This window comes from Streptomyces argenteolus, assembly GCF_042902585.1.
GTDB classification, from domain to species: Bacteria; Actinomycetota; Actinomycetes; order Streptomycetales; family Streptomycetaceae; genus Streptomyces; species Streptomyces argenteolus.
In genome coordinates, this window is record NZ_JBIBEG010000004.1 from 84,304 (window position 1) to 97,711 (window position 13,408).

The following is a 13,408-nucleotide window of genomic DNA, read 5'->3' on the forward strand; positions in this document are numbered from 1 at the left end:
ATACGGACACCCTCTGAACCTGTACAGGACCCCTTCGGCGCACCAGTATTCAATCGTTCCCTCGACGGTTTATGGAGACGAAATATGCCGGGCTCACCTCTCTCCGCAGCAGCGGCTGTCCGCGACAAGCTGTACGCCGCCGGACTCGTCCTGCACCTGGAGGACGGAGCGCTCCGCTACTCCGCTCCCCCCGGCGCGCTCACCGAGGAACTGCGCAGATCGGTGCGCGCCTGCCGCGACGAGCTGATCGAGCTGCTGCGCGAGACGGAGACCGGTCCGGACGGCCGGGACGCCTCCGGCTCCCCCGCCGAGGACGCCTGGCACTTCACGTCCGACCCCGCCTCCGCCGGCGCGGCATTCTCCCTGACCGACCTGCAACAGGCCTATCTCGTAGGCGAGCAGGACTTCTACGACCACCCCGCGCCTGCCGTGTTCGTGCACGAGTACGCCTTCCCCGCCGGATCGCGCCCCGACGCGGACGTCATGCAGACGGCACTGACCCTGCTGCGCCGGGCCCACGGCGCGTTGCGGCTCGCGGTGTTCAGCGACGGCACCCAGCGGATCCTGCCGGTCCCGGCGAGCGGGGAGGAGCCTTCCCTGGTCGACCGGCACGACCTGGCCGCCCTGCCCGACGAGGAGGCACGGGCCGAACTGCTGGCACTGCGCGAACGCCTCACGGACGACCTGCCGCCGTATGCCGAGGGACTTCCTTTCCTCCTCCGCCACATCCTGTTGCCCGACGGCACCGCCCGCCTCCAGATAGCCCTGCGGCTGATCGCGTTCGACGGCGTCACCACCCAGTTGTTCTTCACCGAGCTGGCCCGATGTTGCGTCGAACCCACCTACCTCCCGGACACGCTGAGCCTCTCCTTCCGTGACTACGTGCGGGGCCTGGAGGAGCGTCGCGCGACCGGTGCGCACCACTCCGCCCTGCGCTACTGGGAGCGCAGGGCGGGCCTGCTCCCGGCACCCCCCGCCCTTCCGTCCCGGCCGGCCGCACCCGCTGCCGACGCCACCGCGGAGCCCCGCCCGGGCGCCCCGCTGCGCCGCCTGTCGACCCGCCTCGACGCCTTGGCCTGGGCCCGCTTCCGGGCGCACGCCGCGGCCTCCGGACTCCCGGCGGGAAGCGCCCTGTTCGCCCTGTTCGTCGAGGCCTTGCACCGGTGGTCCGACGGGGCCGCCGGGGCCGTCACCGTCCTGGCATCGCACCGCCCCGGCAGCCACCCGGAGCTCCCGCGTGTCTGGGGCAACGCCAGCACCACCGTGCTCATCGGCTACGGCCCCGACGAGCCGGGGCTCTCCTTCGCCGAGCGGTGCCGCCGGCTGCAGAGCGGCCTCTACGCCGACCTCGCCGCGCTGGAGGTGTCCGGCGTGGAGGTCAGCCGCTCCCTGCAGAGCCGCCGGCCGGGAACAGGCAGCCCGGCTCCCGTGGTCTTCACCAGTGGACTCGATCTGGTCGACGGGGCCCCCGGCGGCTTCCTGCTGCCGCTGCCCGGGGCCGAGCTGGTGCACAGCTCCATCAGCACGCCGCAGATCCTTCTCGACCACCAGGTGTACGAGGAGGGCGGAGAGCTGGTCTGCAACCTGGACTATGCCGAGAGCGCCTATCCGCCCGGTCTGATCGAGGAGTTGGCGGCCTACCACGGCGAACGGCTGCGATCGCTGGCCGGCGCCGTCGAGGAGTGGGGCCGCAGCGCCCCCGCCCCGCTGCCGGATGCCCAGCTGGCAGACCGACACCGGGCCAACGCCACCGCGACCCCCCTGCCCACCGGCGAGCTCCACTCATTCGCCCTGCGATCGTGCCGCACCGCGCCGGACTCGGCCGCTGTGCACGACGCCGAGGGCACGTTGAGCCGGGACGAGCTCGACGCGGCCTCCGCCGCGCTCGCCGGCCGCCTGCGGGAACTGGGCATCGGCCTGACCCCGGACCGGCCCGAGCTGGTCGGTGTGCGGGTGCCCCGGGGCCGGTCGCAGTCGGTGGCCGTCCTCGCGGTGCTGCGCGCCGGCGGAGCGTACGTACCCATCGATCCGAGCTGGCCCGAGGCACGGGTCCGTACGGTGCTGCGGCACAGCGGCGCCCGTGCGCTGGTGACCGGGGCGGAGCTCGGGACGCCCGGCGAGCTCCCCGACACCGTGCGCGCGGTCGTCCTCGACCCTCACCCCGGCACGGTCGACCTCGCTCCCTCCCCCGGCGGGCCCGTGTCCGGAACCCCCTCCCCCGGCGGGTCGGCGTCCGGCACCCCGGACACGGGGGCGCCGCCGGCCGACGGCGGTCTCGACCGGAGTGCCTACGTCATCTACACCTCCGGGTCGACAGGCACCCCCAAGGGTGTGGTCATATCCCACCGGGCGGCCGTCAACACCCTGCTCGACCTCACGGAGCGGTTCGCCCTGACCTCCTCCGACAAGGTGCTCGCGGTCTCCTCGCTCGCCTTCGACCTCTCGGTCTTCGACCAGTTCGCCGTTCTCGGCTGCGGCGGCACCGTGGTGTGCCCCCCGGAGAGCGCGGTGCCGGACCCCCAGGCCTGGGGCGAGTGCGTGCGGCGCCACGGGGTGACCGTGTGGAACTCGGTCCCCGCGCTGCTCGCGCTGACCCTGGAGTACCTCGGGGAGCAGGCCCGCGAACTCCTCGCCCCGCTGCGTCTGATCATGCTCAGCGGCGACTGGGTGCCGCTGCCGCTGGTGGACCGGCTCGCCGAGTACTGCCCCGGTGCCGAGGTCGTCGCGATGGGGGGCGCCACCGAAGCCTCGATCTGGTCGAACTGGTACCCCGTGACCGCTGTCCCCGCCGGCTGGCAGAGCGTGCCGTACGGGACTCCGCTGGCCAACCAGACCATGCACGTCCTGGACCGGAACATGGCCGACGTCCCCACCTGGGTGCCCGGTGACCTCTACATCGGCGGCGCCGGCCTGGCCACCGGTTACCTCGACGAGCCCGGGCGTACGGCCGCGTCGTTCCTCCGGCACCCCACGACCGGTGAGCGGCTGTACCGGACCGGCGACCGCGCCCGATACCGGCCGGGCGGGATCCTGGAGTTCCTCGGACGGGCCGACCACCAGGTCAAGATCAACGGCTACCGGGTCGAGCTGGGCGAGATCGAGGCCAAGCTGACCGACTGCGCCGGGGTCCGGTCCGCGGTCGCCCTGGTCGACACCGCGCACGGCCAGCCGTCTCTCGCGGCGTTCATCACCCGGGACGTACGGGACGCCCCGGTGGACGCGGCCCGGAACGCTCCTGACGGGCCGGCGCTGCGGCGGGAACTCGGCGGCACCCTGCCCCCGTACATGGTGCCGGCCGCGGTCATCGAGGTGCCCGAACTTCCGCTGAGCGGCAACGGCAAGGTGGACCGCAAGGCGCTCCTCGGTCTGCTCGACACGCTGCGCGGTCCTGGGGAACCCGGGACGCCGGACGCGGTGGGCGGGCGGGCACAGAGCCCCAAGTCGCAGGTCGAAGCCCGCCTGCTCGGCCTGTGGCAGGAGCTTCTGGGCCCGGCCGCGGGCGGGGTCACCGACGACTTCTTCGCGTTGGGCGGCAGCTCGCTGACCGCCGTACGGCTGTTCCGCGGGATCGAGGCCGCCTTCGGCCGACGGCTTCCGCTGGCGTCGCTCTTCCAGAACCGGACGGTGCGCGCGCAGGCTGCGCTCCTCACCGCCTGGGACGGCGGGACGCGGGCCGACGACACGGGGCCGCTGGTCGGCTTCGGCGGCAGCGGTGAGCAGCACGTGGTGTTCGTCCACCCGGTCGGTGGAGACGTCCTGTGCTACGAGGAGGCCGTCTCCGCCATGACGGCCGACCCGGACCTCGCCGCGCGGATCTCGCTGCACGGGCTGCGGGCCGCCGGGCTCCACGGCACCGAGGAGCCTGCCGCCAGCCTGGACGCCATGGCGAAGCACTACGCGCAGACACTCGTCGAGCGGCTTCCCGACGGTCCGCTGCATCTGGTGGGCTGGTCCCTGGGAGGCACCGTGGCCCTGCACACGGCGGTGATCCTCGAGCAGGAGGGGCGGCCGGTGGCCTCCCTGACCACGATCGACTCCTTCGTCGGACGCCCGGACGGCTGCGCGCCCCCGGTCGAGGTGCGTCTGGCGGGGTTCTTCGGCGATCTGCTCGGCCGGAGCGACCTCGCCGCACACCTGCCTCGGACGGGTGCGGAGATGTCCGACGAGGAGCGGTTGCTCGCCGCCCACGACGCCCTGTTCGCCCTCGGGCTGCTTGAGCGTGCCCTCGAACCGGTCGAGCTGTCACGGCTGTTCGCCGTGTACCGCAACAACTCGGAGATGCTGGAGCGCCATACGCCTGTCCCCTGGAACCCCGGCACCCGTGCCGGGGCGCCGGCGGAGCCGTGGCTGTCGATCCGTGCCGGGCGGACCGCTCGCCACACCTTCCCGGGGCTGCTGCCGCTCGACGAGGTCGTGGCCGATCCCGGCCCCGTACACACCGTCGACGAGGACCACTTCTCGGTGGTACGCGGAACGTCCGCTGTCCGGCTGGCCCGTCGGATGGGCGCGCTGTGCTCCGGAGCCCCTGCCGCCGAGCGCCCGAGAGGAGCCCGGCGATGAGGCCACTTTCCGTGGAGCGCACCCTGCTCGACGCCCACCTGCCCGGCTTCGACGCGTGGCTCGCCGCGCTGGGGGTCCCCGGTGCCGAGGACCCGGACAGCGACGTGATCGAGGAGTTCCGCCGGGTCGGCGGCGGCAACCTGCTCGTCCCCCGGGAACTGGGGGGCGCCGGGCTCGGCTGTCGCGACGGTGTACGGCTCCAGCGGGCGATCGGCGCCCGGGCGCCGGCGCTGGCCGTCGCGACGACCATGCACCACTACAAGGTCGCCTGGCTCGCCCGGTCGCTCGGCGCCGACGCCGACGGGGTGCTCCGCGAGATCGCGCGCGAGCGCCATCTCGTCGCGTCCTGCGGCGCGGAGGGACAGGTGGGCCGGAGCCTGTTCACGCCCGGTATCCGAGTCACCGCCGCCGACGGAGGGCTGACGGTGTCGGGCACCAAACGCCCGTGCTCCCTCACCCGCTCCATGGGTCTGCTCTCCATGACGGCGACCGCACCGGCCGGTACCGGCCAGGAGGGCCGGCTGCTGGTGCTGGTGATCCCGGCGGACGGGCCCGGGATCACGCGTGAGCCGTTCTGGCACAACCGTGTGCTGCGCGCCACCCAGACCGACGCGGTGGTCCTCGACGAGGTGTACGTACCGGACTCGATGATCATCCCGGTCGGTGACCCGGCGCTCTCACCCGGCCGCTTCACCTCCAACCTCCTCTGGTTCCAGCTGCTCGTCACCGCGGCCTATCTGGGCGTCGCCACCGGCCAGGTGGAGCGGCTGTACACCGCGAAGCGCGGCACCCCCGGCGACCGGGTGGCCGCTCTGGCCCCGCTGGAGACGGTGTGCGCCGCCCTGGAGGCGGTGGCCCGGGAGGTGGACGAGCAGCGGTGCGACGACGATCTGCTCGGCCGGGCCCTGCTCGTGCGCTACACCGCCCAGCGGGTCATCGCGGAGGCGACCGACCGGGCCCTGGAACTCGCGGGCGGTATGCCGTTCGTGACGAGTACGGAGGGTGTCGACACCCTGGCCGCGAGCCGGGGCCTCGCCTTCCACCCGCCGTCCGAGATCTCGGCGCGGGAGCCCCTGGACACCTGGCTCGGCGGCGGCGGACTGAACCTGATGTGACCGCGTCCCCGGGCAACCCCACCTCGCAGACCGATCGACGCGCCCGTCGGGGCGCAGCACTTGGAGATTCGATGATCGTCCTAGGTCTTCACTTCGGCCACGACGCGGCCGTCTCCGTCCTTCGTGACGGGGCCGTCGTCTCCTACGTGCTGCGCGAGCGGCACACGCGGGTCAAGCACGCGGCCACCCTCGACGTGGCCACGGTGCGCCGCGCGCTCCACGACGCCGGGGTCCGGGCCGATGACCTGGACGCGGTCGCGGTCTGCTCCACCCAGGGGGTGGAGCTGATCGTCGACGACCCCACGGCGCTGTCCGTCACCTACGAGCCGAGCGACCCGTTCGGCCGGCCGTGCACACTGTTGGAGGAGGAGCCCGATGCGGCGGCACGGCGGGGCGGAGGAACCCTGCTCGACTTCCTCTACGACCCCGGTCTGTCGGCGACGTGGCTGGGCCGCTCCTACGCGCGCCTGTACCCCGAGCACGCGGCACACGACCGGGCGGACGTGCCGGTCACGCCCTGGGTCGACGACTACGTGACCGTTCCGGAGTGGTCGGGTACCCGTGGTCTCACCGAGATCGCGGCCACGCCCGTGGCGCCCGAGGAACGTCACCGGTACGGCTTCCACCTGCCGGTGCGGGTGTCCATCGACGGGATCACGGTCCCCGGGTACGCGGTCCACCACCACCTCGCCCACGCGGGAAGCGTGTACTACGCCTCCGGCTTCACGGAGGCCGCGGTGTTCACCCACGACGGCTACGCCGAGGGCGAGAGCTACCACAGCGGCATGTTCTATCTCGGCCGGGAGCAGGCGCTGTATCCGCTCGCCCCGCACCACCTGGGCCTGGGCGGCCTGTACGACAGGGTCGGCGCGGCACTGGGGCTGGGGCTGGTGGGACCGGCCGGGAAGCTGATGGGTCTGGCCGCCTACGGCCGTCCCCGCTTCTACTCGTCCCGCTTCCTGGGCAACCACGCCGACCTGCGGGAGCGATTCCCGATGGACGTCACCACGGCCTGGCTGCGGCACTGCCGCCGAGAGGCGGAGCGCATGGGGTACGACCTCGCCCCGTACGGCGACCCGGAGCAGGCCACCGCGGAGGTGAACGCCGACATCGCGGCCAGTACCCAGAAGCTCTTCGAGGAGGTGCGGATGGAGGCGGTGCGTACGCTGCACGCCTCGCTGGGCGCGGCTGGGCTGACGGTGCCCGCGCTCTGCATGTCCGGCGGCACGGCGCTCAACTGCCCCTCGAACAGCCAGATCGCGAAGGACGGGCCTTTCCGGCGCGTCTTCGTCGAGCCGGCGTGTGACGACGGCGGCATCGCGATCGGTGCGGCGCTCGCCGTCTACCACTCGATCCTCGACCACCCGGTCCCCGAGGCGGACGGTGAGGGGCGCTTTCCCACGCCGTACCTCGGCACGGCCCCCTCGGCGGACGACATCGCCGCGGCGGTCGCCTCCGTGGGCGACCGCATCACGGTCGAGAGGCTCGGCAGCGGCGAGGAGCTGGCGGAGCGTGTGGCAGACGACCTGGTCGCCAACCGCGTCGTGGCCTGGTTCGAGGGCGGCAGCGAGGCAGGCCCGCGGGCCCTGGGCCACCGGTCGATCCTGGCCGATCCCCGTGACGCGGAGAACTGGCCGCGGGTGAACCGGGTCAAGAGCCGTGAGGGCTGGCGGCCGTTCGCACCCGCCGTGCTCGCCGAGTACGCGGCGGACTGGTTCGGCGACGTGCCGCTGCCCTCGCCGTACATGTTGTTCAACGCAACGGTCCGGCAGACCGGGATTCCCGCCGTGACCCATGTGGACGGCACCGCGCGGATCCAGACCGTGGACGCCTCGGCCGGCGGCTACCACGCGGCGATTGCCGCCTTCCACCGCCGGACAGGCGTGCCCGTGGTGATGAACACCTCCCTCAACGGGCCCGGTGAGCCGATCGTGGAGCGGCCCGAGGAGGCGTTGGACCTCTTCCTGAAGACCGAGCTCGACGTGCTGTACCTGGCCGGACTCCGCATCACCCGCGCCTGAACGCCGACTTCGGGAGAGACGATGAAACTGACGATCTGCGATACCGCTCCGGCGGAATGGGCCGGCGAGGTGCTCGCCCTGGGCGTGTACGACGAAGGCGGGGCGCCGTCGGCCCAGCCGTGGCTGAGCGGTGTCGACGCCGCGCTCGGTGGCGCTGTCACCCGTCTGCTCGCGCACGACTCCTTCGGCGCGTCCCTCGACGAACTGGTCACGGGGCCCGGTGTGCCGGGCCGGTGCGAGCGGCTGGTGCTGGTCGGTCTCGGCCGCCCGGACGAGGTGACGCCCCACACCGCACGGCGTGCGGGCGCCGCCCTGGCCCGGACCCTGACCACGGGCCCCAACCGGCGCGTGGCCGTGGCGCTCCCGTCCTGGCACGCCGGAGGAGACGAGATCGTCGAGCACGTGGTGGAAGGCCTGAGTTTGGCCGTCCACTGCGGCCGGTGGAACGTGTTGACCGACCGCTTCCGGGCGGACTACGGCTCCGACCTGCCGAGGGAGCCCGAGAGTGTCGAACTGCTCGGCTGCGCGGCGCCGGAGCGGCTCCTGCGCCGCGCGGCGGTGTTCACGGACGCCGTCGTCCTGGCCCGGGAACTGGTGGCCGCGCCGGCCAATCTGATCACCCCGGAGCGGCTCGCCCGTGAGGCGGCGGCGCTCGCCGACGCCGACGGCCGCTTCGACCTCGAGGTGTGGGACGAGAAGCAGTGTGCGGAGCAGGGGCTGACCGGTTTCGCCGCCGCGGCGGCGGGTGGCGCGGACCCGGCACGTCTCATCCGGCTCAGCTACCGGCCCGCTGACCCCGTGGGTCCGCCCGTCGCCCTGATCGGCCTCGGGCTCACCCATGACGACCGGGGGGTGCTCCGGTCCGGCGGTGCGGTCCAGGGCGCGAAGAAGTACATGGCGGGGGCGGGAGCGGTGCTCGGCGCCGCGGCGGCGCTGTCCGCGCTCGGCGGACCGACGGAGGTCCATCTGCTGATCCCGGCCGTGGCGAAGGCCGCGGGGCCGGGCGCGATGCGGGTGGGAGACCTGGTGACGACGGCCTCCGGCGCCACGGTCGAGGTCAACCACGAGGACGCGCACGGCCGTCTCATGCTGGCGGACTCCCTGCACCTGGCGGCGCGGCTGGGGGCGGGCCGTACCGTCAGCGTCTCCGCGCTCGGCCTGCCCGTCGCCGCGGCGCTCGGCCCGAAGGCGGCCGGCCTGTGGAGCACGCACGAGGCGCTCGCGGCGGACCTCGTCGCGGCCGGTCGCGCCGCCGGGGAACTGCTCTGGCGGCTCCCGCTCGTCGACGAGTACGACGACGAACTGTGGGCGCCCTTCGCCAACATGAGGTCCGCCGGGCCGGAGAGCGGCGACGCCGCCACGGCCGCCGCCTTCCTGCGCCGGTTCGCCCCGGCGGGCGGCTGGGCCCATCTGGAGATCACGGAACCGGCGTGGTCGCCCAGGATCGACGGCTACTACAACGCGGGTGCCACCGGGTACGGCTCCGGCACCCTGGCCCGCTGGCTCTGCCCCCGCTGAGCCGGTCCCATCGTCCGAGGATCACTCATGTACGCACCCCCGCTCTACCGTTCCGAGGAACTCGCCCAGCAGCACGCGCTGATCGAGGCCCACTCCTTCGGCATGCTCACCGCGACGGTGGATGGCCGGCCGCACGGCACCCACATCCCCTTCGTCCTCGACAAGGGCCCCGAGCACGGCCCCCACGGCCGGCTCCGTGCCCACCTGGCCGCGGCCAATCCGGTGGTGGCAGTCCTCGCGGAGGGTGCCGAGGTGATGGCCGCCTTCCTGGGCCCGCACGCGTACATCTGCCCGGACGACTACGCGACCGAGACGCACTTCCCCACGTGGAACTACGCGGCGGTGCACGTCTACGGACGGCCCCGCCTGATGGACGAGGAGGAGGAGCTGCGGCAGCTCGACGACCTGATCGCGGCGGAGGAGGCCCGTCGGCTGCCCAAGAAGCCCTGGACCCTTGACCGGGTGCCGCGGGAACTGGTCGAGCAGTTCCGCACGCGGATCGTCGCCTTCGAACTGCCCATCGACCGGATGGACGGCATCTTCAAGTTCGGCCAGAACAAGAAGGAGGAGGACGTCGCCGCGCAGATCGCGTCCTTCCGCGACCGCCCCTCCGACTCCTCGGCACGGGTCGCGGACCAGTTGTACGCGCACAACGCCGAACGGCTCGGGTGAGCCCTGCGGACCGGCTCACCCAGGGCGGCCCGCCCTCCCCCGAGGCGGGCCGACTGCCGACGTGATGTGGCCCAGCACGACAGACATGAACAGAAAGGCTCTTCGATGACCGCAGCACATCCTCTTCCGCCCCTCTCGGCCGGAACGCCTCACGAGGAGGTCCGCGAACGGATCTCGACGGTGTGGCGTGATCTCTTCGCGGAGCCCGGCCTGCGGATCGGGGAGGAGGACAACTTCTTCGCCCTGGGTGCCTCGTCGCTTCTGGCCATGCGGATGGTCACGACCCTCTCGGAGGAGCTGGGTGTTCCCCTCTCCGTGCTCGCGGTGGTCGAGAACCCCACGCTCGGCGGTCTGACCCGCCATGTACGGGAGCTCGCCGCGGCCGGCCACGCCCGGGAGTTCGGCGAGCTCTGACCCGTCCGCGCCATGCCTGACGGCCCGCATAGGTATGCGGGCCGTCAGAGCGATCGGCTCAGCCCCAGATCAGATCGCCCAGGACGACAGGGCCCTCCGGCCAGCCCGTCACTGACGGAACCCGCACAGCCCTGGCACACCTCGTACACATGTCGTTCTGCGAAGTACCCATTTGATCTCATTCCCCCACTTCGTGATGGACACCCGAGTCCGGCGTTTGCACGCCGAAACCGACGTGACGGAGAGTAGTCAACTCGCAACGCTGGTCGTCACGCCGGATTCATATTCAGCGATCCGTACATAATTCCGCAACAAAAAACGGCCTCGGCTCACATCGTGGACGGCACGGCAGGGGCCGGAGTGTCCGCCTCCACGGCAGGCTGCTCCGTCGCGAACAGCGCCGGCTCGGCGGCCATGTACCGCTTGAGCCGCGTCATCAGCACGACGAGCCCGGCCAGCGCCGCCGCCCCCGCCACGGGGATGAGCACCACGAGCGGCACGGCGTGGCCCGCCACCGCCAGCAGCCCGCCGGCCAGGGGCAGCGACAGGAAGTTCAGCAGGGAGACCGCCGCGACCGTACGCCCGAACTCCTCGCTGGCCACGACCCGCAGCCGCAGCGTGCGGATGACCACGCTGAACACGCTGTCGCCCGCCATGAACACCGCGACCAGCGCGGCGAAGAAGAAGAACCCGGTGGTGGGGCCCAGCGCGATGAACACGACACCCTGCACCACCGCGCTCGCGGCGGCCACCCCCAGGAAGCCGTAGCGGCGGATCAGCCGGGGCGCCGCGGTCAGCGTCACCATCGCCACCAGGCCCGCGACCGAGTACACCAGGCCCAGCGCGCCTTCGCTGCGGCCGTAGCGGTCCGCGAGGGCGGGAGCCGCACCCTGGATCAGGCCCAGCATGATGTTGATGCACATGGTGGCCAGGACGATGGTCCGGAGCACCGGGATACGCACCACGTTGCGGACCCCGGTCACGGAGTCACGCAGCAGCCGGCGTCCCGCGGAACCCTCGGCCGGGGCAGGCCGGCCGCCGGTGTGAGAGCCGCGCGGCAGGCTGAGGCTCAGCAGCAGGCTCACGCCGAACAGGCCCGCGACCACCGCCACGATGGGCAGCGGGCCGGTCAGCAGCAGGGCCCCGCCGATGACGGGAGCGAGCAGCAGCGTCCCCTGCTCGATCCCGCTCAGCACGCTCTGCGCGCGGTGCATGTCCTTGGGCGCCACCAGCGTGCCCGCCAGCTTCTCGCCCGCCACGAGCACCTGCTCGCAGCAGACCCCGGCCAGCAGGGCGAAGACGATGACGACGGCGAAGGCCTGGCTCTCCAGGACCACGGCGAGCACGGTCGCGACGGCTCCGAGCGCCACCCTGACGAGGTCGTTGACCCAGTAGATGCGCTGATCGGGAAAACGGTCGGCGAGCAGCCCCGCGGCCGGCAGCGACAGCAGTCTGGGCACCCACTGGGCGGCGAGGACGATCCCGGACCAGGACAGTTCTCCGGTGGCCTGGTAGGCGAGGACCGGGAGCAGGAACTGGATGAGCTGGTCGGTCGTCCAGCCGACCGCGCGCAGGGCGTAGTAGCGGTGGACGGGGGTGAAGAGGCGTGAGGAGAGTGTGGTCATCAGGACTCCGTGCGGGTGTGGATCTCGGAGAGAGGGACGGACGGGTGTCCCTGCGGACGGGCACGATGCCCGCACCGGTCCGGTGGGGGCATCGTGAGGGGCAGGGCCGCGGAGCGTGGTGTCCGCCCGGCGGTCGGCTGCCTACGGGACGGGGACCACCGTCTCTCCGAGGCTCTGCCAGATCTCCCGGGCCTGCTCGGGTGAGTCGGCCGAGAACAGCGCGTACCCGATGCGGCCGCGGAAGTCGTGCAGGGGCGGGATCTCCTCCCCCGCGGCGATCACCAGCCCGGTCTCCGTCACCTCCGGGCGTGCGGCTACCTCGTCCCAGCCCTTCAGCTCGGAGTAGCTCGTCAGTCCCTCGGCTGTGAAGTAGCGGATCCCGGCGCACTTCGCCTCCCGCTCACCGTCCGCCCGGAGCTCCTGCGGCGTCCTGCCCAGGTAGGCGGCGAGCATCACCCGGGACATCGAGGTCCCGGTGGCGCGCTGGACCAGCTCCGTGATCCGGTCGCCCGGCAGCCGGGCCGCTATCTCGATCAGTACGGGCTCGTCCTCGGGCAGCCTCAGCTCGCAGTGGAACGGGCCGGACGTGAGGGACACGGCCTCGGTGACGCCCCGCACGTACTCCGTCACGCGCTCCAGGACGTCCGCGGGGACGTCGGAGGGGACGATGTGCCCCAGCTCCACGAAGTACGGCTCGGGGCCGAGGAGTTTGCGGGTCACCGAGAGCACCACGACCTCACCGTCGTGGACATAGCCGTCGGCACTGAACTCCGGCCCGGTCACGTACTCCTCGACGACCACCTGGGTGTCCATGGCGAAGCCCAGATCCAGCCGGCGGTCGGCGGCCAGTTCCTCGAAGGCGGCGCGCAGTTCGCCGGCCGTGTCGGCCCGGCGGACATGGATGCTGCCCGAGGACTCGACCGGCTTGATCACGCACGGAAAGCCGATGGTCTCGGCGGCACGATTGATCTCCTCAGGCGTACCTGCCCGGACGTGCCGCGGCACCCTCAGTCCCGCTGCGGCGGTCCGCTCCCGCATCAACGCCTTGTTGCGGACCGGATCGATGGCTTCGAGCGGCAGACCGGGCAGCCCCAGGCGGTGCACCAGGCGGGTCACCGCCGGTATGTAGAACTCCGCGCCCGGCACGATCGCGTCCACCGGGTGCTCCGCGTGGTACGCCACGACCGCGTCCGCCAGCGCCTGTTCGTCGTTGGTGTCGACCGTGAGCAGGGTGCCCACGAACCCCGCTACGCCGGGCGGCAGACTGCGGTCGTCCACCCCCGCGCTGGCGACGACCACTTCGAACCCGAGCAGGTAGGCGTCCTCGACCGTTCTGGTACCCGAGGAGACCGGCTCGACGATGAGGACCCTGGTGCGCCGTTCTGCGGTGCTGCGGAGGGAGTCTGGCATGTGACGTTCCTTCTCGTGTGGTGCCGTGGTCGGGTGGGGGCGGAGCGGGTGCCCGGCCGGCCGGAGGCTTCCG

At 72.5% G+C, this 13,408-nt stretch carries 8 protein-coding genes; 6 read left to right on the forward strand and 2 right to left on the reverse strand.

Going from position 1 to position 13,408, the window contains the following annotated elements:
• Positions 1 to 84 precede the first annotated feature (84 nt).
• The 6 genes from ACFY8O_RS16410 (at position 85) to ACFY8O_RS16435 (ending at position 10,300) form a co-directional block, all read left to right on the forward strand.
• Complete coding sequence (locus ACFY8O_RS16410; RefSeq protein WP_387902716.1) at positions 85 to 4,560, forward strand: non-ribosomal peptide synthetase; 4,476 nt, start codon at positions 85 to 87, stop codon at positions 4,558 to 4,560.
• A complete protein-coding gene (locus tag ACFY8O_RS16415) occupies positions 4,557 to 5,675 on the forward strand; it encodes an acyl-CoA dehydrogenase (protein ID WP_387902719.1) in 1,119 nt (372 codons plus the stop codon). The genes ACFY8O_RS16410 and ACFY8O_RS16415 overlap by 4 nt, the downstream gene beginning before the upstream one ends.
• A 71-nt stretch (positions 5,676 to 5,746) precedes the next feature.
• On the forward strand, positions 5,747 to 7,696 hold the full coding sequence (locus ACFY8O_RS16420) for a carbamoyltransferase family protein (protein ID WP_387902721.1): 1,950 nt from the start codon (positions 5,747 to 5,749) through the stop codon (positions 7,694 to 7,696).
• A gap of 21 nt (positions 7,697 to 7,717) precedes the next feature.
• Entirely contained in the window at positions 7,718 to 9,214 is a 1,497-nt protein-coding gene (locus tag ACFY8O_RS16425) for a leucyl aminopeptidase family protein (RefSeq protein ID WP_387902723.1), read from the forward strand.
• A 27-nt stretch (positions 9,215 to 9,241) separates the two neighbouring features.
• Positions 9,242 to 9,886: an FMN-binding negative transcriptional regulator gene (locus ACFY8O_RS16430; protein ID WP_145807088.1), complete on the forward strand. Its 645-nt coding sequence runs from the start codon at positions 9,242 to 9,244 to the stop codon at positions 9,884 to 9,886.
• 105 nt (positions 9,887 to 9,991) lie between these two features.
• Positions 9,992 to 10,300 (forward strand): acyl carrier protein, encoded by a 309-nt coding sequence (locus ACFY8O_RS16435; RefSeq protein WP_145807090.1) that lies wholly within the window; start codon positions 9,992 to 9,994, stop codon positions 10,298 to 10,300.
• Positions 10,301 to 10,629: 329 nt separating this feature from the next.
• Here ACFY8O_RS16435 and ACFY8O_RS16440 read toward each other — a convergent pair whose 3' ends face one another.
• The gene (locus tag ACFY8O_RS16440) at positions 10,630 to 11,925 is read right to left on the reverse strand and encodes an MFS transporter (RefSeq protein WP_387902726.1); all 1,296 of its coding nucleotides are present in this window, start codon (positions 11,923 to 11,925) and stop codon (positions 10,630 to 10,632) included.
• Between the two features lie 141 nt (positions 11,926 to 12,066).
• Entirely contained in the window at positions 12,067 to 13,335 is a 1,269-nt protein-coding gene (locus ACFY8O_RS16445) for an ATP-grasp domain-containing protein (protein ID WP_387902729.1), read from the reverse strand.
• Positions 13,336 to 13,408: the final 73 nt, after the last annotated feature.

Bases quoted from the DNA above. Each gene is read 5' to 3' on its own strand.
- ACFY8O_RS16415 (WP_387902719.1), top strand. From the start codon at position 4,557: ATGAGGCCACTTTCCGTGGAGCGCACCCTGCTCGACGCCCACCTGCCC.
- ACFY8O_RS16420 (WP_387902721.1), top strand. From the start codon at position 5,747: ATGATCGTCCTAGGTCTTCACTTCGGCCACGACGCGGCCGTCTCCGTC.
- ACFY8O_RS16440 (WP_387902726.1), bottom strand. From the start codon at position 11,925: ATGACCACACTCTCCTCACGCCTCTTCACCCCCGTCCACCGCTACTAC.
- ACFY8O_RS16435 (WP_145807090.1), top strand. From the start codon at position 9,992: ATGACCGCAGCACATCCTCTTCCGCCCCTCTCGGCCGGAACGCCTCAC.
- ACFY8O_RS16425 (WP_387902723.1), top strand. From the start codon at position 7,718: ATGAAACTGACGATCTGCGATACCGCTCCGGCGGAATGGGCCGGCGAG.
- ACFY8O_RS16430 (WP_145807088.1), top strand. From the start codon at position 9,242: ATGTACGCACCCCCGCTCTACCGTTCCGAGGAACTCGCCCAGCAGCAC.
- ACFY8O_RS16410 (WP_387902716.1), top strand. From the start codon at position 85: ATGCCGGGCTCACCTCTCTCCGCAGCAGCGGCTGTCCGCGACAAGCTG.
- ACFY8O_RS16445 (WP_387902729.1), bottom strand. From the start codon at position 13,335: ATGCCAGACTCCCTCCGCAGCACCGCAGAACGGCGCACCAGGGTCCTC.